Origin of the sequence: Leucothrix arctica (genome assembly GCF_003172895.1) — a bacterium.
Lineage (GTDB): Bacteria > Pseudomonadota > Gammaproteobacteria > Thiotrichales > Thiotrichaceae > Leucothrix > Leucothrix arctica.
The window spans coordinates 143,773-164,186 of sequence record NZ_QGKL01000009.1 but is presented as its reverse complement, the minus strand read 5'-3'; the positions used below and the strand labels follow the sequence as shown (position 1 = coordinate 164,186).

At 43.1% G+C, this 20,414-nt stretch carries 17 protein-coding genes and 1 tRNA gene; 4 read left to right on the top strand and 14 right to left on the bottom strand.

Annotated elements, in window-relative coordinates:
• Positions 1-108: 108 nt before the first annotated feature.
• Entirely contained in the window at positions 109-588 is a 480-nt protein-coding gene (moaC, locus tag DKT75_RS02385; RefSeq protein WP_109821830.1) for a cyclic pyranopterin monophosphate synthase MoaC, read from the bottom strand.
• Positions 589-719: 131 nt separating this feature from the next.
• On the opposite strand from moaC, the gene nhaD reads away from it, so the two are divergent.
• On the top strand, positions 720-2,105 hold the full coding sequence (gene nhaD / locus DKT75_RS02380; protein ID WP_109821837.1) for a sodium:proton antiporter NhaD: 1,386 nt from the start codon (positions 720-722) through the stop codon (positions 2,103-2,105).
• Between the two features lie 16 nt (positions 2,106-2,121).
• The gene (locus tag DKT75_RS02375; RefSeq protein WP_109821829.1) at positions 2,122-2,844 is read left to right on the top strand and encodes a ComF family protein; all 723 of its coding nucleotides are present in this window, start codon (positions 2,122-2,124) and stop codon (positions 2,842-2,844) included.
• Positions 2,845-2,847: 3 nt separating this feature from the next.
• On the opposite strand, the gene DKT75_RS02370 is transcribed toward DKT75_RS02375, so the two are convergent.
• The 13 genes from DKT75_RS02370 to DKT75_RS02310 all read right to left on the bottom strand — a co-directional run bounded on the left by DKT75_RS02370 (position 2,848) and on the right by DKT75_RS02310 (position 17,638).
• Positions 2,848-3,867: an esterase-like activity of phytase family protein gene (locus DKT75_RS02370; protein ID WP_109821828.1), complete on the bottom strand. Its 1,020-nt coding sequence runs from the start codon at positions 3,865-3,867 to the stop codon at positions 2,848-2,850.
• A gap of 9 nt (positions 3,868-3,876) precedes the next feature.
• Positions 3,877-4,599, bottom strand: a complete 723-nt coding sequence (locus tag DKT75_RS02365) for an anti-sigma factor (RefSeq protein WP_109821827.1) — start codon at positions 4,597-4,599, stop codon at positions 3,877-3,879.
• Entirely contained in the window at positions 4,587-5,129 is a 543-nt protein-coding gene (locus DKT75_RS02360) for a sigma-70 family RNA polymerase sigma factor (RefSeq protein ID WP_109821826.1), read from the bottom strand. Before DKT75_RS02360 ends, DKT75_RS02365 begins: the two co-directional genes overlap by 13 nt.
• 142 nt (positions 5,130-5,271) lie before the next feature.
• Positions 5,272-7,422: a polyribonucleotide nucleotidyltransferase gene (gene pnp, locus DKT75_RS02355; protein ID WP_109821825.1), complete on the bottom strand. Its 2,151-nt coding sequence runs from the start codon at positions 7,420-7,422 to the stop codon at positions 5,272-5,274.
• A 236-nt stretch (positions 7,423-7,658) separates the two neighbouring features.
• Positions 7,659-7,928, bottom strand: coding sequence for a 30S ribosomal protein S15 (gene rpsO, locus DKT75_RS02350; protein ID WP_109821824.1), 270 nt, complete (start codon positions 7,926-7,928; stop codon positions 7,659-7,661).
• 149 nt (positions 7,929-8,077) lie between these two features.
• Entirely contained in the window at positions 8,078-8,986 is a 909-nt protein-coding gene (gene truB, locus DKT75_RS02345) for a tRNA pseudouridine(55) synthase TruB (RefSeq protein ID WP_109821823.1), read from the bottom strand.
• Positions 8,987-9,370 (bottom strand): 30S ribosome-binding factor RbfA, encoded by a 384-nt coding sequence (gene rbfA / locus DKT75_RS02340; RefSeq protein WP_109821822.1) that lies wholly within the window; start codon positions 9,368-9,370, stop codon positions 8,987-8,989.
• Positions 9,371-12,358 (bottom strand): translation initiation factor IF-2, encoded by a 2,988-nt coding sequence (gene infB, locus DKT75_RS02335; RefSeq protein WP_109821821.1) that lies wholly within the window; start codon positions 12,356-12,358, stop codon positions 9,371-9,373. It abuts the gene before it with no gap.
• A gap of 20 nt (positions 12,359-12,378) precedes the next feature.
• Positions 12,379-13,917 (bottom strand): transcription termination factor NusA, encoded by a 1,539-nt coding sequence (gene nusA, locus DKT75_RS02330; RefSeq protein WP_109821820.1) that lies wholly within the window; start codon positions 13,915-13,917, stop codon positions 12,379-12,381.
• A 42-nt stretch (positions 13,918-13,959) separates the two neighbouring features.
• Positions 13,960-14,403, bottom strand: coding sequence for a ribosome maturation factor RimP (gene rimP / locus DKT75_RS02325; RefSeq protein ID WP_109821819.1), 444 nt, complete (start codon positions 14,401-14,403; stop codon positions 13,960-13,962).
• Between the two features lie 127 nt (positions 14,404-14,530).
• Positions 14,531-14,607, bottom strand: a tRNA-Met gene (locus DKT75_RS02320).
• A gap of 80 nt (positions 14,608-14,687) precedes the next feature.
• Positions 14,688-17,066, bottom strand: a complete 2,379-nt coding sequence (locus tag DKT75_RS02315; protein ID WP_109821818.1) for a protein-disulfide reductase DsbD — start codon at positions 17,064-17,066, stop codon at positions 14,688-14,690.
• Positions 17,067-17,317: 251 nt separating this feature from the next.
• A complete protein-coding gene (locus tag DKT75_RS02310; protein ID WP_109821817.1) occupies positions 17,318-17,638 on the bottom strand; it encodes an H-NS histone family protein in 321 nt (106 codons plus the stop codon).
• 248 nt (positions 17,639-17,886) lie between these two features.
• Here DKT75_RS02310 and DKT75_RS02305 point away from each other — a divergent pair, with 248 nt between their 5' ends.
• Positions 17,887-19,845 (top strand): putative bifunctional diguanylate cyclase/phosphodiesterase, encoded by a 1,959-nt coding sequence (locus DKT75_RS02305; RefSeq protein WP_109821816.1) that lies wholly within the window; start codon positions 17,887-17,889, stop codon positions 19,843-19,845.
• 86 nt (positions 19,846-19,931) lie between these two features.
• Entirely contained in the window at positions 19,932-20,408 is a 477-nt protein-coding gene (locus DKT75_RS02300; RefSeq protein ID WP_211665115.1) for an FxsA family protein, read from the top strand.
• Positions 20,409-20,414: the final 6 nt, after the last annotated feature.

Sequence of the window (20,414 nt, the reverse complement as noted above, 5' to 3'; positions counted from 1 at the left end):
ACTAGTTTGTTGATGCTTTAAGAACACTTCCCCATTTATTCTTGGGGAAGTGTATATCGTCAGCTTTGTATAGACTTTACTTAAGAGAGGTAGAGTTCTATTCTGATTTTAGGAGGCAACTTTCCAATCCCCAGATTTCCCACCTTTCTTCTCAATCACCTGCACCCCCTCAATCCGCATACCCTTATCCACCGCCTTGCACATGTCATAAATAGTCAGTAACGTAACTTGCACAGCAGTCAGCGCTTCCATCTCCACGCCAGTCTGTCCACGCGTCTCAACTGTAGCCGTACAAAGCACTGCTGGTGGCTCATCTTGTATTTCTAAATCTACCCCAACTTTAGTCAGCGCCAACGGGTGACAAAGCGGCACCAAATCAGCCGTTTTCTTAGCCCCCATAATCCCCGCAATACGCGCAATTCCTAAAACATCGCCTTTTTTGTTAGTACCCTGTTTTATATGTTCTAGTGTATTAGATAGCATCTCAATTCGCCCAACACTGACAGCTACACGGTGCGTGACAGATTTATCGCCAACATCGACCATGTGCGCTTCGCCTTGCTGGTTGAAGTGATTTAAAGTATCCATTTTATCTCTCAGTTTTTAGTAGGTTGCATGATAAACTCCGCGCACTTTTTTGTTCAACGGGTTATCGAATAATAACCTAAACTGAGATTTTTATTGTGTTTAGCTATTCTAAAATAACACTATTTATTGCCATGCTTTTAGCGACGATGTCGTCTGCATTTGCATCAAGTAGTGCACCACTCATTCCTCAAGATTTAACAGCATTACCACTAAGCTGGGTTGCTGTTGGTATCTTTGTTATTGCTTACACGCTGGTTATTCTTGAGGATGTGATTCATCTTCGTAAGTCTAAGCCCGTGATTGTTGCTGCAGGTATTATTTGGGTCATCGTTGCGATTGCCTATGCAGGTATTGGTCAGACTGAGCAGGTTGATGCGTTCTTAGGTCATAACATGTTGGAGTATGCATACTTATTGCTATTCCTACTGGTGGCAATGACTTACATCAACACGATGGAAGAGCGTGGTGTATTTGACGCGTTACGTGGTTGGTTGATTTCTAAAGGCTTTACGCTTCGTGGTATTTTTTGGATTACGGGCGTTCTAGCGTTCGTTATTTCACCACTAGCAGATAACCTGACAACAGCGTTGCTAATGGCTGCCGTAGTTATCTCGGTTGCGGGTGGCCGTGCGGCTATTCTTGCGGATGAGACAACTAAGAAATTTGCGGTCCTTGCCTGTGTAAATATCGTTGTTGCGGCCAATGCGGGTGGTGCGTTTAGCCCATTTGGTGACATCACTACATTGATGGTCTGGCAGGCAGGTAAAGTAAGTTTCGGTGGTTTCATCGGTCTACTACCTTCGGCGCTAGTGAACTGGTTAATCCCTGCAATCATTATGTCGTTCTTCCTACCTAACGGGAAGCCAGAACCTAAGAAAGAAGAAACACGCCTTAAGTATGGTGCGTTTGTTGTAGTTGGTTTATTCATCTTCACCATCTTCTTAGCAGTTTCTTACCATAACTTCTTCCACCTTCCTCCAATGCTTGGAATGATGACCGGACTAGGTTTACTTCAACTTTATGGGCATCACCTAAAAAACAGTGAAAAATCGGCTGTTGATGATAACCGAGTAGGCCGCTTTGATATTTACAACCAGTTACAACGCTCAGAGTGGGACACATTGATGTTCTTCTACGGCGTAATATTATGTGTTGGTGGTCTCGGTGCATTGGGTTACTTAGCGCAGGTGTCTGGTTTACTTTATGGCGTATTAGGTGCTTCAACAGCTAACGTATTAGTCGGCGTACTATCAGCGATTGTCGATAACATTCCGGTGATGTTCGCGGTATTAAGTATGAACCCCGACCTATCTCACGGTCAGTGGTTGCTAGTGACATTAACAGCAGGTGTGGGTGGTTCTTTGCTATCTGTTGGTTCTGCTGCGGGTGTGGCGCTAATGGGGCAGGCTCGTGGTATTTATACGTTTATGTCTCACCTAAAGTGGGCATGGGCTGTGGCACTTGGATACGTTGCTAGTATCTATGTGCATATGTATATTTACGACTTAACGTTTTAAGTTGTAGGACTAAACAATGAAGGTGACGATAAGCATACGTGATTCATTACAACGCTTGTTTACGCCTTCTTGTTTATTGTGTGATGCCAGCTGCTCGGAGACGGGTAATGCTGGCATTTCTTTGTGTATGGGTTGTCAACAGGACTTACCTTGGATTTTGCATAGCTGTAACGGCTGTGCGTTACCGATTGAAAGTACCGAACTAGATTATTGTAGTGCTTGCCAACAATCACCATGGCTGAGTGATCAGGTGATTTGTTTTGTGCATTATGCTTCACCTGTTGACTACCTAATAAAGAAAATGAAGTTTGGTCATAAGCTCAGTGCGGCAAAAGTATTGGGTCGGTTAATGGCACAACAAATAGTTCAGGGTGACTTTGAATTACCCGATGCGATACTGCCTGTTCCATTGCATAAGAAGCGACTGAGGTCACGTGGTTTTAACCAGGCGCAAGAGTTGTATCGTGAGATTAATAAGACTGTCGCTATCCCACTTTTGAAGGGTGTAGAAAGAACTATTTATACGGAGGCGCAGACCTTAGTAAAAGGTGATGAGCGCGCTAAGAATCTAAGAGGCGTCTTTTCAGTGAAGTTGGGTTCAACAGTGCCGAAGCATGTTGTCATCTTGGATGATGTAGTAACAACCGGCGCCACCAGTAATGAGTTATCAAAAGTACTGAAAGCAGCCGGTGTTGAGAAAGTGACGGTGTGGGCTGTTGCCCGAGCGACACCGAATTAAGCGTTATTGCACCACTTCAAACATAACCATAATGGATTGTTGTAGTGGGCTTTTATTGTCATCTGAAACCATCAAATAACGGTTACCAGTAAGCTTAGTTAAACCTTCAAAGTTATCAACGTTCCAGCCTTTGGTACTATCAAATATCGCAATATCTTTTACAGCACACAGGTTTTTCTTGTTGCATTTATTAAGCTGTATTTGTCTTAAACTAATAATTAGCGGACTAAAGATTCCGGAGAAGGCGCGTTCCAAGACTAAAATGTCACCATTTTCCAAAACTTCTAAGGCAGTCACCGAGCTTTCTTTCGCGTTATTAGGGGTAAAATTCCATTCTTTACCGTGTTGAGAGTATAAGGTTTGGATTTTTTTTGAGTTTGCCTTGAGTGGTAACTCTGCTGCGGTAATGACGCCATAACGAGGATGTATGGTGACACTCTCTAGTGCTTTATTATTATTACGGTAGCTTTTCTTCTTGGTGAGTTTTTTAGGTATTTTGACGTCTCCAAGGTACTCACCCTTGGTGTTGTAGCGATCTATGCGGCTACTACCTTCAAATGAGATAATGAGCTCTGCGTCATTCTTGTTGCCGTTTTTATGGTTTTTGATACTCAAACCTTCAGGGTCTTTTTTAGAGCCTTTTAATGGTTTTTTGTTTTTCCCAAGTAGTTTTACCGCATTAGTGATTTTTGCTTGCCTCAACATTCCTTGATTAAGCGTTAGCTTAAGTGTGTAAAGGTAACCATCATCAGAGATGCCGTAGAGAGTCTGTGTGTCATTGTCCCAAGCTAGGTCAGAGACTTCCACAACAGGCAGGCCGTTAACTTTGGCGCCGCTGAGGGCAATGCTACCCATGAGTTTAATATCCATGTAGCGATCGCCTGAAAGGCTATCGGGAGGGAAGTTTACACGGTAGGAGTTTGACTCTGCGGTCGTGGCACAACTGGCTAAAACGAGTGTGCTACATAGTAAAATACCTGCACGAATTTGTGACAGGTATTTTAAAGTTGTTTTGCTCATCATATTTTATTTTTACTTTTCAGAAATAGGGCTTAACTGTCCTCTTAACGTTACGATGTTTTTACGAGATTTGCTATCACTAAGATTACTTGGCTCAGGGCTAATTTCTAATATGCCAATAGTTTGCATATGCTCCCACTGATTAGCATTAATCTTGATAATCGTCTGACCTGTTTTAGATACTTCACCCATCATGCGAGGCTCACCACCATTTTTAGGATGGCACCAAAGTTTCAAAACTTTCCCATCTTCAAGTGGGATGTCTTTAACCATGTCCACAGACACGGACAAATCATCATGTGTGATGCGTGTAATGGCAACGGGTGTATTTTCAAAATCTTCAAGTACTGCAGCGTAAGCAACTGCATCTGGACTAGTGGATAGGGGGTTTACAATCATAAAGGTAGTAACGAGTAGCGCTGCTAAAGCATACGCATAGCCGTTTGAAAGCCAACCAAACCATGACTTTTTAGCGACGTTTCTAGCAGGTGCATCGACTTGAATATTTTCTTCAATATTTTTCCATACTTGATCAGATGGTTTCTCACCTGGAAGTAGTTCAGCTAAGTTGCCAAACTTACTCTCATAGGCATTAGTCGTTGCCTCAAGATAAAAGTGCTGATTCTTGAGTGCTTCAAAGCGCAATCGTGCACGACCATGCAATGTGCCAGCGGCATAAGCCATGGCTAATCTTTCAAAGATTTCAGGGTTTTGGTATCTATTTAGCTTAGACATGGTTTAAGAGACTCCAGCCCACGTCGGATCCACGCTTTCACGGTTCCAAGTGGTTTATTTAGTTTTACGGATAATTCTTGGTGTGTATGTCCGTAATAGTATGAAAGCAATATACATTCTCGTTGAGCAGGTTGTAATTGCTTTAGGCACTCGCGTAGCCTTTGCATTTCTTGGCTCAGATCTTCCTGATGGTCAGGCTCTAAATCATCAGACGCAAAATCTAAACCTTCATATTGTACATTCGTTTCAGCGGCTTTTAGTTTCAAGCTACGTAATTTGTCCAATGACGTGTTACGTGTCACGGTTGCCATCCAGGTAAATGCTTTACCTTTTTGTGAGTTATAAGTGCCAGCTTTTTGCCAGATTTTGATGAATGCCTCTTGGAGTACGTCTTCAGCTAACTCAGGTTTTTGAAGCAAGCGTAATGCTAAGCTATAAAGCTTGGGCGAGGCTTCTTGATATAGCTTTTTAAATGCGCGCTGATCTTGCTCTGCGCATAATTCAAGTAATTCAGCGAAGTTATCTTCCATCCGAAATATCCAAGGGAGTAGTTTATTAGTATTGCTAGTATTAACGTAGTGTAATGCTTTTTAGATGCAAAAAAAAAGGCCTCTAACTAAAGAAGCCTTTTTTCAAGCTTACCCTAAAGTAAGCTTTTGGGCTGTTATGAGATTACTCAGCAGCTGGTGTTTCTTCAGTCTTTACTTCTTCTGCAGCAGGCGCCGCATCTTCAGTGCCAACTTCTTTCATGCTTAGACGCATACGACCTTGACGATCGATTTCTAGCAACTTAACACGAACAGTCTGACCTTCTTTCAGGTGAGCATTAACGTCTTCAACACGCTCATCACTGATTTGTGAGATGTGTACTAGACCGTCTTTACCAGGAAGAATTGTTACGAATGCACCGAAGTCCATAATCTTCGCAACTTTACCTTCGTAGATCTTGCCAACTTCAGCTTCAGCAGTGATCGCTTCGATCATAGCCTTCGCCTTGTTACCAGCAACACCGTCAATAGCAGCAATCTGAATAGTACCGTCATCGCTGATATCAATCTGTGCGCCAGTCTGCTCAGTGATGCTACGAATAGTCTCTCCACCTTTACCGATAACTTCACGGATCTTGTCAGGATTGATCTTCATAGTCACATAGCGAGGAGCGTACTCAGAAAGCTCTTCACGCGGCTTAGAGATTGCATTCTCCATCTCATCTAGGATGTGTAGACGAGCACCGTGTGCTTGAGTGAGTGCAGCTTGCATGATCTCTTTAGTGATACCAGTGATCTTGATATCCATCTGAAGTGCATTGATACCTTCGCGTGTACCAGCAACTTTAAAGTCCATGTCGCCAAGGTGATCTTCGTCGCCCAAGATGTCAGTTAAGACAGCGTACTTGTCGCCTTCCTTAACTAGACCCATTGCGATACCAGCAACAGGTGCCTTGATTGGAACACCAGCGTCCATCAATGCAAGCGATGAACCACAAACAGAAGCCATTGAGCTTGAACCGTTTGATTCTGTGATCTCAGAAACAACACGTACTGTGTACGGGAAGTCTTCTTGCTTAGGCATAACCGCTAAAACACCACGCTTAGCTAAACGGCCGTGACCGATTTCGCGACGCTTAGGTGAACCAACAAAACCAGTCTCACCAACACAATAAGGAGGGAAGTTGTAGTGGAATAAGAAGTGATCTTTGTACTCACCGCTAAGTGCGTCAATGATCTGTGCATCACGTGCAGTACCCAGTGTTGTAACAACCAACGCCTGAGTCTCACCACGTGTGAATAGTGCAGAACCGTGTGTACGAGGTAGAACACCAACACGTACTTCGATAGCACGTACAGTTGTAGTGTCACGACCATCAATACGAGGCTCGCCAGCGATTACACGACCACGAACAACTTTCTTCTCAAGACCTTTAAATGCGTCTTTGATAGCGTCAACGGAAGGTGCATCTTCGCCAGAACCTTCTGGAGCCAAAGTCTCAATGATCTTACTAAGTGATGCAGCAACCTTGTCCTGACGGTCCATCTTGTCAGCAGTTTGGAATGCAGCAGCAACGTCAGCTTCACCGATTTCAGCAACTTTACTTTCTAATGCAGTGTCTTTTACTGGAGCAGTCCAGTCCCAAGCTTCGTTACCTACTTCAGTAGCGAACTCTTTGATTGCTGCAACAGCGTTTTGCATTTGCTCGTGACCAAACACAACAGCGCCTAGCATAACTTCTTCAGAAAGCTCTTGAGCTTCTGATTCAACCATTAGTACTGCGTCATCTGTACCCGCAACCATAAGCTCAAGCTTAGATGTTTCTAGTTGAGTCTTAGTTGGGTTAAGTACGTATGCGCCGTCAATGAAACCAACTTTTGCTGCACCAATTGGGCCAGCGAATGGGATACCAGAAGCAGCAAGTGCAGCTGATGTACCAAGCATTGCAGGAATCGCAGGATCAACTTCTGGGTTGATAGATACGATTGTTACAATAACCTGAACTTCATTCATGAAGCCTGCAGGGAAAAGAGGGCGGATAGGACGATCGATCAGACGTGCTGTCAATGTCTCCGCTTCACTTGGACGGCCTTCACGCTTGAAGAAACCACCAGGGATCTTACCAGCAGCGTATACTTTTTCTTGGTAATTAACTGTCAGTGGGAAAAAGTCGCGACCAGAGTCTGCTTTCTTTTTACCAACGACACTTACTAATGCTACCGTGCCGCCCATATCAACTTTTACAGCAGCGCTTGCTTGACGAGCGATCTCGCCCATTTCTAGTTCTACAGTATGCTCACCATACTGGAATGTTGTATTTACAACAGAAAACATAATTTTTCCTTTCTAATTAGAGCCACCGGCAGGCTGTTCAAAAACAGTCGGTGTAAGATTTACTTGTTGCCCAAACGCTTTTGAACAACCTTCCTGCGTGACAATTTATCTTGCGAATGTGGGGTTACAGCTTTCGCTTCTGTTGCTCTTTATTTATAGCTTTTAAGAGCAATGAGGGAGTTCAGTAATAGCCCAATCAAAAACACCGCCGTGAAGCGGTGTTTCTTGGAATCGATTTAGCGACGTAGACCTAGACGCTTGATCAAAACTTGGTAACGGCCAGAATCTTTGCCGTTTAGGTAGTCCAGCAATTTACGACGCTGGTTTACCATTCTTAGCAAACCACGACGTGAGTGGTGGTCATGCTTGTGCTCTTTGAAGTGTTCAGTAAGGTGCTTGATGTTTGCTGTTAGCAAAGCAACCTGAACTTCACAAGAACCAGTATCACCTTCTTTTACTGCGTAGTCAGCAACGATAGCTGCTTTAATTTCTGCATTTAAAGACATTGTCTTTTATTTCCATACATTGATTCACATGTGTGAATCTATTGATAATCCCAATGCCGAGAGTTAATTACGATGAATTAATACCAAGCGAAGGGTCAAGCGGCGCATCATATCACGCTTTGGTAGCCGCGATAAATAGTGATGAACCTTTAATCTGTTCTCATTAGTCGTTTTCCGGCAAGTGTGCCTGACTCATGACGTTGGCCTATTCCTAAAAAGCGCCCATCTGGGTAGTAAAGTCTTATACCTTCAGCTTCAGGAACGTCTTCTCTCTCTACACGAAGTCCATTACGCAAGCGTATAGCTTCCTCTTCTACAAGGTCTATTCTCGGGTAGTGTGGTATCGCTGAATCTATTGGAAGTAGGGTATCGTTGATTTCGCCCTTTTCAGCAAGTGCTTCAAGTTCTTCCAGCGTATAGATTGGTTGACCGGTAAATGGCGTGACTTCTGTGCGACGTAAGTCATTCAGATGCGAGCCACAGCCCATTGCTTCACCAATATCTTCTAATAAGGTACGGATATAAGTACCTTTGCTGCATCTGACATCTAAAGTAATGGTGTCTGCGGTAAATGCTAGCAAGGTTATATTATAGATAGTGACAGTACGAAGTTTGCGTTCGATCGTTATGCCTTGGCGGGCTAATTTATAAAGCGGAACGCCTTCATGTTTCAATGCTGAATACATGGGTGGAGTTTGCTCTATATCGCCGCGAAACTGCTTAAGGATAGATTCAATGTAGGTTTCATCAAGTGCTGGAACATCTCTGTTCTCAACAATGTCGCCTTCTAAGTCGCCAGTGGTACGCGTAACACCCAATTGAGCGGTAGTGACGTAGCGTTTATCTGAACTGAGGAGGAAGGCGGAAACTTTGGTCGCTTCGCCAAAGCAAATAGGAAGTACACCGGTAGCTAAAGGGTCTAGGCTACCAGTGTGTCCTGCTTTCTGTGCTTGGAAAATCCGCTTTGTTTTCTGAAGTGCTATATTTGAACTTAAGCCTAGTGGCTTATCGATCAATACAATCCCATCAAGGGGATTTCCTTTTCTAGGTTTTGGCATTTAGTCTGTAGAGTCTTCTTTTGTGTCAGCAGTAACATCAGATGCTACTGCTTTATCGATGAGGTGAGAAAGCTGGTTAGCTTTTAGCTCAGTATCATCATAAATAAACTTCAAAGAAGGGGTTGCGCGTAATTTCACTGCGCGACCCAATTCACGACGCAAAAAGCCAGCTGCGCGATTTAATGCTATTTCACACTCTTTGCTATCTTCAGCTTGGAGCATGTCAAAATACACTTTTGCCTGCGCTAAATCTTTAGTGACTTTAACATCTAGAATCCCAACCATGCCGACCCGAGGGTCTTTGACATGGTTGCGAATCAATAATGCTAATTCACGTTTGATCTGCTCCGCGATGCGGTCAGTACGGGAATAATCTGCTGGCATTTACTTTTCCAGTGTTCGTTCGATGATAGTACGCGTGTAGATTTCGATTTGGTCGCCTTCTTGGACGTCATCGTAGTTCTTCACACCGATACCACATTCAGTACCCATACGTACGTCATTAACATCTTCTTGATGGCGACGTAGAGACTCTAGCTCGCCTTCGAAGATAACAACGTTGTCACGTAGGACACGAATTGGGTTACCTTTCTTAACAACACCTTCAGTAACCAAACAACCAGCAATCGCACCGAATCCAGAGCCTTTAAAGACACCCTTAACTTCAGCAAGACCTGTCATCTCTTCACGAAGCTCAGGCTTCAATAGGCCACTTAGTGCATCACGTACATCGTCGATTAGCTCATAGATAATGCTGTAGTAGCGAAGTTCGATACCAGCTTCAGAGGCAATACGTCGAGCACTTACATCAGCACGTACGTTGAAGCCCATCACGACTGCATCAGCTGCCTGTGCCAGTGCGATATCAGTTTCACTGATTCCACCTACACCCGACGATACAATCTTAACAACAACTTCATCCGTAGAAAGCTTATTAAGAGAGTCTCTTAGTGCTTCCAAACTACCGTGTACATCAGTCTTAAGCAGAACGTTCAATGCAGACTTTTCACCGTCACGCATCTTAGAGAACATCTCATCAAGCTTAGCTGCTTGTTGAGCGGCAAAACGAGTTTCACGTTCTTTATTGTGACGCTTCTCAGCAATTTCACGTGCTTTACGCTCGTTGCCCATTACCATTACTGGCTCACCAGCAGAAGGTGTGCCTGAAAGACCTAGTATTTCTACCGGAATAGAAGGGCCTACCTCTTCAACAGGTTTGCCGTCTTCATTAATCATTGCACGAATACGACCGTACTCAGCACCCGCAAGTAGCATGTCACCACGCTTCAAAGTACCTTGCTGAACAAGAACGGTAGATACTGCACCACGTCCTTTTTCTAAACGAGATTCAATAACTAGACCTTGTGCAGGACCATCTGTACGTGCTTTTAGCTCTTGTAGTTCAGCGACTAAAAGAATTGCTTCTAGTAGTTCTGGAACGCCTTGACCTGTTTTAGCAGAAACGTTGCAGAAGATATCTTCGCCACCCCAGTCTTCGCCAATTACGCCGAAGTTAGATAGTTCAGTCTTAACCTTTTCAGGATCAGCACCTTCTTTATCAATCTTATTGATTGCTACGATCAAAGGAACCCCTGAAGCACGTGTGTGCTCAATTGCTTCTTTAGTCTGTGGCATAACGCCATCATCAGCTGCAACTACTAAGATAACGATGTCAGTCGCTTTAGCGCCACGAGCACGCATAGCGGTAAATGCCGCGTGACCAGGTGTATCTAGGAATGACACGATACCGTTGTCAGTTTCAACGTGGTAAGCACCAATATGCTGTGTGATTCCACCTGCTTCACCAGATGCAACACGTGTTGTACGGATGTAATCAAGTAATGATGTTTTACCGTGGTCAACATGACCCATGATAGTTACAACCGGAGGACGAGCGTGTAGTTCGAAATCGCCAAGGTTCTCGATCAAGTCAGCAACTTGTGATTCCTCATCGATAGCTTTAACCGGAACACCTTTGTGACCCATCTCCTCAACAATTAATATTGCTGTGTCTTGGTCAAGTGCTTGGTTGATAGTAGCCATTACGCCCATACCCATCATCGCACGGATGATGTCTGCACCTTTAACAGCAAGCTGTAGTGCTAGTTCAGATACAACAATTGTTTCTGGAATTTCAACTTCACGTATAACTGGTGCAGTCGGTTTCTCGAAACCATGCTCTGTAGACTGGTCAACTGTTGGTTCGTTGCGACGTTGTCCACGTCGGCCTTTACCACCTTTACGGTTTGCTCCACCACGACCACCATTACCACCTTTAATATTTAGTGGTGCAGAGTTTGCGCGACCTTGGAATGGTTTTTTCTTAGCCTTTTCAGCAGGTTTTGCAGGTGTAGCTGGTTTTGCAGGTGCCGCCTTAGCTGCAGCAGGCTTAGCCGCTTCAACTGGTTTTACTGGCGTAGGTGCAACAACTGGCTTGGGCTTAACACGAGATGGACGCTTTTTAAATATAGCAGCTGCTTCGGCACGTGCTTTTGCTGCAACAGCGGCGCGACGAAGTTTAGGATCTTTTGGTAAACCATTTGCGTCAAGCTGATCTTCAGGCTTTGACTTGTTTACTGTCAGTGTTGGTTTTGCTGGAGTATCAGTTGTACTCTCAGTCTTGTCATCAGCTTTAACGTCCACTTTTTCCTCAGATACTTTCGCTTTGGCAGGGGTAGCCTCTAATGGCTTTTCCTCTGTAGGTTTTATGTCCGCTGCTGGCGTTGGCTTAGCTTTTTCTGCTGGCTTTTCAGTTTTCTTTTCAACTGGTTTAGTCGCAACAGGTACTTCGACAACTTTTTCTGGGCTAGGAGTAGCTTCTTTAGCGGGAAGGGGGGTATCAACCGCTTTTGGCGCTTCAGCGACAACTTCAGTTTCTTTTATTGCTTCTTTAGCAGGCGCCGCTTTCTTAGCCGCTTTCTCACGACTAGCGATAACAGCTTGCTCACGAACTTTACGCTCTGCTTCCAATTCTTTACCTAACTCTTCAGCGCGGCTAGTGCCAGCGTTTGTTGGCTCAGCGCTTTCAACTGCTGGTGCATCTGTCGCAATAGGTGCGGCAGTTGTATTCTTGCGAAGAATTGTTTTCTTACGACGAACTTCAACATTTACAGTGCGAGAATCTTTACCCGCGCCGCCTAATTTTAGTTCGTTGTTAGAGCGTTTCTTTAAAGTAATCTTTCCTGTCTTTTGAGTATCTTCAACAGTACCAGTACTTGTTCTGATGTGCTCTAGTAAATCTAATTTTTGTCGGTCAGTAATGCTGTCATCTGCGCCTTTAACGTGAATGCCTGCATCCTGCATCTGCTGCAACAAAGTTTCGACTGGAGCTCCGACCATTTCGGATAGTTTCTTTACTGTAATTTCTGACATATTCTATTTCTCCTGTCGCCTTAAACATCTGACTCAGACTGGTTAGAGGCAGTGCCTGTTTTGTCGCTGTCCGAAGCAGTTTCATCAGCAAACCACGGTGCACGAGCGGTCATGATTAACTCAGCCGCTAGTGTTTCGTCGATGCCTTCGATGACGGTTAACTCGTCAGTAGCCTGCTCGGCTAAATCTTCCATGGTACAAATGCCTGAATTCGCTAGTTTATTAGCAAGTTCTTCGTTCATCCCATCCATTTCTAATAGATCTTTTGCTGGTTTACCGTTGCCACCTGATATTGCTAGGGTCAGTAGGGCGTTACGAGCACGACTTCTTAGTTCTTCAATAATGTCTTCATCAAACTCTTCGATTTGGCTCATTTCCTCAACAGGAACATAAGCAACTTCGTCGAGTGTGGTAAAGCCTTCTTCATGCAGAATAATTGCAACTTCTTCGTCAACATCTAACTGTTCAGCGAATAGCTCAATGATTGCTGCTGTTTCTTGAGCCGCTTTACTTTCTGCATCGTCTTCACTCATTACATTGAGCGTCCAGCCTGTTAGCTCACTTGCTAAGCGTACATTTTGTCCGCCTTTACCAATGGCTTGAGATAGCTTCTCAGGATCAACACCAATGTCCATGCTGTTCTGATCTTCATCTACAACAATAGACGTAACCGTCGCAGGCTGCATTGCGTTGATAGTGAAGCGAGCAACGTCATCATCCCAAGGGATAATATCAACACGCTCATTACTTAACTCATTAGTCACTGTCTGGATACGTGAGCCACGCATACCAACGCAAGCACCGATTGGATCCAAGTTTGGCACGTTTGCACGTACTGCAATTTTCGCTCGTGATCCTGGGTCGCGTGCTGCACCCATGATGTCTATCAATTCCTGACCAATTTCTGGCACTTCTAGCTTCAAAAGCTCGATTAGGAATTTATTATCTGTTCTGCTGACGATCATTTGAGGGCCGCGAATATCTTCACGAATCTCTTTTAGCAGACCACGCATACGGTCACCAACACGTGCATTCTCACGAGGAATCATTTCTTCACGAGGGATAATCGCTTCAGCGTTATCACCCATGTCTAAAACGATGCCACGACGATCTGTACGCTTAACAGTACCAAGTACTAGTTGGCCGATACGATCCATAAAGGCTTCAACAACCTTTTCACGCTCAGCTTGACGAACACGCTGTACGATAACCTGCTTAGCAGTTTGCGCTGCAATACGACCAAATTCAACAGAATCAATCTGTTCTTCAATGAAATCACCGATCTCAGCATCTAAGCCTTTGTCCTTAGCATAGCTAAGAAGGATCTGGCGTTCAGTTGATTCGAATTCTGGATCTTCATCGTCGATAACCTGCCAGCGACGGAATGTTTGATACTCTCCAGACTCACGGTCTATCGTAACGCGAACATCGAATTCCATGCCGTAACGCTTGCGAGTAGCTGTAGCAAGTGCCGTTTCTACTGCATCGAAAATAATTTCAGGGTCAACGTTTTTCTCATTTGAGACTGCGTCAACAACATACAATATTTCTTTGCTCATGAGTCCTTCCTTATAAATTTAGTGGGCATCATTTTCATCACCTTATGCCATCACCAATCTGGCCCGATCTATAACATCGAATGGTATTTCAAACGATTCATTGTCAACATCAACTGTGACATGAGTATCGTGAACTGATACCAGAGAGCCTCTAAAATTGCGTCGTCCATCAATAGGTGTACGAGTTCTAACTTTAAGGTCTTCACCAATGTAAGCTTCGTATTGATCTTTCGAGAATAGAACACGGTCTATACCCGGAGATGATACTTCTAATATATAGGCAACAGGGATCAAATCGTCAACATCAAGAGCAGCACCAACTTGGCGACTTACTTGAGTGCAGTTATCGATTGATACGCCGCCTTCATTTTCGATAAAGATACGCAGCAGGGCACTTTCAGTCTGAGGGCGGTATTCATAGCCCCATAATTGAAAGCCTAAGCCCTCAACAACTGATGTGATTAATTGGTCTAATTGTTCTTGCATGTGTGTCTTTATCCCATAAAGCAGATAATAAAAAAGCCCCGATAACGGGGCCTTTTTATTCTTGTGTAAGCACCCAATGTAGCTAAGCGCTTACAACGAATGTTCTTGAAATCGCTCATTCAAAAATTGGTAGCGGGGGTAGGATTCGAACCTACGACCTTCGGGTTATGAGCCCGACGAGCTGCCTGACTGCTCCACCCCGCACCAGAATGAGCGCAGATTATAGTTGGGGAGGTATCTATATGCAAGATGAATTGAATATATATTTTCCCTAGTCATATAAGCTACAAGCTACTCAAAAACTGCTGAATGTGCTGTTTGAAGGGTTGAAGCTTCATTTCGCCACTAATTCGATAGTCTTTCATTTCTTCGCCATTTTTGTCATAAAAAACTACATGAGGAGGGCCAAAGACGTTAAGAGACTTTAGGAGTTCACCGTCTTCTGCGGTCATGTCTGTTACATCAGCTTGTAGTAGTACAGTATCTTCCAGTGACGTCACAATCGACATGTCACTAAACACACTATGTTCCATCTCTCGGCAAGGCAAACACCAGTAAGCATAAAAATCCAACATGACTGCTTTATTGTTTGACTTGGCTTTTTCTATCTGGCTATTTAAGTCCACCAAACTCGTGATTCTTTGAAATTTGAGTCCTTCGGTAGCCTGGCTCTCATTAGTGCTGCTTGCTCCTTGTCCTGTTGATAGTAAGCCTGATAACGGTGAGAAATAGCTTTTACTTCCAGCTGCTGCGCCTACAATTAAAATGACTCCGAATAGTAGTGCAACAACGCCGCTACTTTTCCATAATCGTTTCCAGCCTGTGGATTGCTCATTTAGCGTATCAGTTGCGCCTAAGTAAATAGCGCTACCAATTAATAGCATGCCCGACAGGAGAAGCGTGAATTGAGGTGCGATAACTCTGTCGAGCATCCAAATCGCCAATGCGAGCATCATTACACCAAAGACGTGTTTAACGGTTTCCATCCATGCGCCAGCACGGGGAAGTATGCTACCAGCAGAGAAGCCAATGACTAATAAGGGCGCACCCATACCCATACCTAACATAAAGAGCGATAGGCCACCTAAGACGACATCCTTTGTATCAGCAATATAGGCAAGTGCCGCAATTAGTGGTGCAGTTACGCAAGGGCCAACTATTAGGGCTGATAAAATACCCATAATACCTGCGCCGAATAAGCTACCACTGCGTTGAGTATTGCTAAGGTTATTTAATCGGTTTTGTATGGCGCTAGGCATTTGTAATTCATAGAAACCAAACATTGAGAATGAAAGTACTACGAATAACATAGCGAAAACACTAATCACCCAAGGGTTTTGTAGTGTGGCTGTTAAGTTGGCACCAGTATAGCCCGCGATGACACCTGCAACTGCGTAGGTTAATGCCATGGGGATTACGTAAGCCAGTGATAGCGCAAATGAGCGACCTCTAGTAAGGCTTTCACCTTGACCAGTGATAATACCTGAAAGAATAGGAATCATCGGGAATACGCAAGGCGTGAAGGTCAATAATAATCCACCTAAAAAGAAAGCGCCGACTACAGTCCAGATGCTTTGATTCTTTAGAATATCACCTAACACACTTTGTTCTGAAACAGGTCCCGAAGGAGTAACTTCACTTATTAGTGATGTTTTGACTGAAGTTAAGCTTTCATCCGTGGAGGTATCGGCTGTATCTTCAGGTGATATTAAATCTTTATCGCTAGGTTCGAAACTAGAAAAATCTACGGTCTGTGTTTTTGTTTGTTCTGGGTAGCAGATCCCAGTTAATTTTGAGCAGCCTTGGTATTTAACTTCGATGTCTAATATTTCTTGGTAACCACGAACAGGTACTACTACATCAAAATCTTTTTCGTAGGTAACGACATCACCAAAGTAAACATCATTAAATGCTTTGCCTTCCGGTAAAGATGGCTTACCAAGTTTAATGTCAGCATCTGTGTTAATTATTTTAAAAGCTACTTTATGCTGATAAATATAATGACCGGGTGTCACATTCCATCTGGCATTTATAGTATTGCTATCAGTCGCAATCACATCGAGTGCAAATGCTTCATCTGGATGAAGTGGTTGGCTTGAATCGTTTTCAAGCGCTGTACTTCCAGAAATAGAGCTTATGCCACCAGTGCTTCCTAACCCTAATTGCTGGGCTAGACTAATAGGGCGCTTGCTAACGCTGCTAGTAATACTTTTTTCAATTTGTTGTGTATCGACTTCTGGTAGGTCGACAGTTACTGTGCGCTTTTGCGGAGGATAGCAAAGACCTATGTCAGCACAGCCTTGTGACTTACTTAGTAGAGTAAGTGTCGATGGTGTGATGGCTGCATGAGTAAGCGGTAGATCGAAAGCGACCGTATCTCGGTATATTTGAACCTCACCGAACGTAGGGTCCTGCTTTGTTTTGCCCGCAGGCTTTGAAAATATTCCTATCGTCGAATCGTCAGTCTCGCTTATGAAGTCGATTTTATCTTTATATAGGTAGTAGCCATCTTCAATCGTCCAAGTCGCACGAATGGTGTTGGCGTTAATGACTTCAGTAGATAGCTTGAATGCTTCGCTAGGGCGAAGGAGAGAGTCTTGAGCTGAAGCTGTGACGGCGCAGGTAATTGTTATTATAAGCGCTGAGAATAAGGCTTTTATCATGATCCGCTAGGTCCAGTTACATTTAAAGAATTCAACGTTTGTTATCTGAATTTATAAGATAAAGAAACGTATTGTTACAACCCTGTCTTACGGCGCTAGCGATGACTTGGATGCTAGTCTGTTGTTATTTATTGTTGTAAGAATGGATTATAAAGAATGTGGTATTAAGTAGCTATAGCGAATCAGTCTTTTTGGGATTAGCTACCGGTCTTAAAAATATTGTTATACCGGTAGCTATATAAGGTTTTATGTTAGTCGATTGCTAGGTCGTCTAATGTAAGACCTGCTTCAAGTGCAGCGATTATCCACAGTGGCTTACGGCCACGTCCTGACCAAGTTAGGTTGTCATCTTCAGGGTTTTGGTACTTAGCTGCTGCTTTTTTTGTAGGCTTGGTTTTGGACTTGTCTAGGATTTCTTCTAGACTGTATCCAGATTCTTCGGCTAATTTATGCATTTTCTCACGCAAATCTTTTTTCAAAGATTTATCGCGCTTTTTTATTTCTAATGGAATTTCTTTCATTATATTTAATAAATCGGATTTACTTAACGTGTCGTAATCAATTGTGCTCATCTTAATCTCACCTTAATAATTAATTAATATCATTTACCGATAAACCCGTATTTAAGTCAAGTAATCAAATATAAATTTGATTAAATAAAAGTTTATATTAATTTATTGTCTTTAAGTTGGCCTGAAATCATTTCGTTTGGCTTTTAAAAGGTTGAGCGCTGTTCGTCGGGTAGTCATAAAAAGTGGTGGTCATTGTAAGTTTTCATGTGTAATTATTAAGGCAATAAAAAAAATAATAAAGTGACGATATGAAAGTCAGTAATGTACCAGTAGGGCAGAGTAATACCATTCCTGTGATGACGTTAGTACTGCTTGTAACCCTGAGTCTAATGCTCGCAGGGCTGCAGTTGTTTAATGTAGCTGATTTAGCAGGAATTCAAGTCTACTTACCAATGATTCAGACTGTATTATTGTTAATTGCAGTCACTCTTGGTGTTGTTTTCTACAAGATAAAGACCCAGTCGCTCGAAAGTCAAGATGTTTTGGGTTTAACCCATGGCGCTTCTCAATTGTCATTTAAAAATACAGAAGCTGTATTGGGGGCAACGGTTGGTGGTGTGATTAGGGTTAATCGCCAATATGAAGCGGAGTATCTTAGTGAGGCTGCCTGTACTTTGACTGGCTGGAATGTTGATGATGCGACAGGTCTTTCTATTGAGAGTGTTGTTTCTTTGCAAGGGCTTCGTGCAGAAGGTTCTTTGCGACAAATTATTGCGGACCAGTTTTTAAATGCAGAGAGTGTATTTGATCTTCACGATGTGAAAATGCTGACGAAAAATTCCGACTCCAAATATGTAAGGTTGAAAACTGTGCCAGTGCAGAGTGGTTCTGGTGAAATTGATTATGTCGCGCTAGTTATTCAAGATGTTACTGATGATCGTGCAGCGATGGAGGATCTTTATCAACAGGCTTCAAGAGATTCAATGACGGGTCTTCTTAACCGTAAAAGCTTTCAAGAAAACTTAAAAGAAGTACTTGCTAGTGGCCAAGAAACCAAAGCAGTAAATGTACTATGTTATTTAGATCTAGATCACTTTAAGACGGTTAATGATGTTTGTGGTCATGCTGCTGGTGATGAATTACTCAAGCAAGTCGCTGACTTATTTTCTAGGCGTGTTCGTAGTACTGATAAGCTAGCCAGAACAGGAGGTGATGAATTTGCGATTTTATTAGTTGGTTGCGGTATACAGCGAGCTCAAAAAGTTTTAGAACGTATATTGCAGGACGTACAGGCTTATCGATTTACGTGGAACCAAAATACTTTTCAAGTAGGTGTAAGTATTGGTGTTATAGAATTTGACTCATCGTCACGTGTGACTGATATGGGTAGGTTGATGCTTCAGGCAGATGAAGCTTGTTATATGGCTAAGAAACTTGGTCGTAATCAGTTGTATATTCAAGATGATAAAGAGGTCTCTTCTGAGGCGGAGAAAGAGAAAAGTACCGATTGGGAGGGGATTCTAAATAGTGCGTTAAAGCATGATGGCTTCTCTTTATATGTACAGCCTATCGTTCCTTTGCAGGGTGTTGATGGTAGTGAGGACTGTCAGTATGAAGTGTTGATTCGCATGCCTCATGAGGGCGAAGTGCTATCTCCTGGTAGCTTTATGCCAGCTGCACAACGCTTAGGACTAATGGGGAGTGTTGATCGTTGGGTTGTGGAGAAAGCGGTTAAAAATATCGCTAGTGGTAACTTTACGTCTAACAAAAAACAAATTTTCACTATTAACCTATCTGCAGATAGCGTGAGTGATGATTCATTTACTGACTACCTTCAAGCAGTCTTAACAGATAATACCGTTCCTGCCTCTATGTTGTGCTTCGAGGTTTCTGAGTCTGTAGTGCTTGCTAATTTCATGAAGGCTCAGGTTTTATTTAATGACTTGGTTGAAATTGGCGCGAGTGGTTCGCTAGATGATTTCGGAAGTGGGATTTCATCATTAAGCTATTTAAGAGATTTACCGGTGAGTTACCTAAAGATTGATGGTGCATTTATTCGTAGTATGAGTAAAAACCGTATTGATGCAGCGATGGTTGATGCTGTGAATAAGGTGGGGCAGGTGATGAATCTTAAGACCATTGCTGAGTCTGTTGAAGACGATATCACTAAGCAGTTATTGAAGCGTATGGGTGTTGATTATGCTCAAGGTTATCATTGTGGTAAGCCGCTAGCATTTGAAAATATTTACCTTTCTGAAGCAAGTTAATATCTAGCTTTTGACTAGTCGTACTTGAATTTGAGAAGTCTGTAGTTATTATCTTAGGATTATCTGCAGACTTTTAGGTTTCCTCCGTGCGCACATTTCCCATATTTGCTTTTCTGTTTCTTGTTGTTCCAATTATTGAAATTTTCCTTCTAATACAGGTTGGGTCAGTTATTGGCGCATGGTGGACTATCTTATGTGTGGTTGGGACTGCTGTTGTTGGTGCTTACTTACTTCGCCAGCAAGGTTTGTCTACGCTTGCTCGCTTTCAAAAAAACATGTCTAGTGGTGTCGTGCCTGCTAAAGAGATACTTGAAGGTATCGCTTTATTAATTGGTGGTGCTTTACTAATGACGCCTGGCTTCTTCACAGACATGGTGGGTTTCCTCTGCCTGATTCCTTTCACTAGAACTATTATTGTTAATAAAGTGCTTTCTCGATCATCATTTTTTGTCGGCGGTATGGGTGGGTTTTCTGGCAGCGCTTCTCAGAATCGGTCACCTGATGGCGATATTATTGATGCTGAATATACGCACAAGGCAGATCAAAAAATAGGGAAAGACTAAAATTTT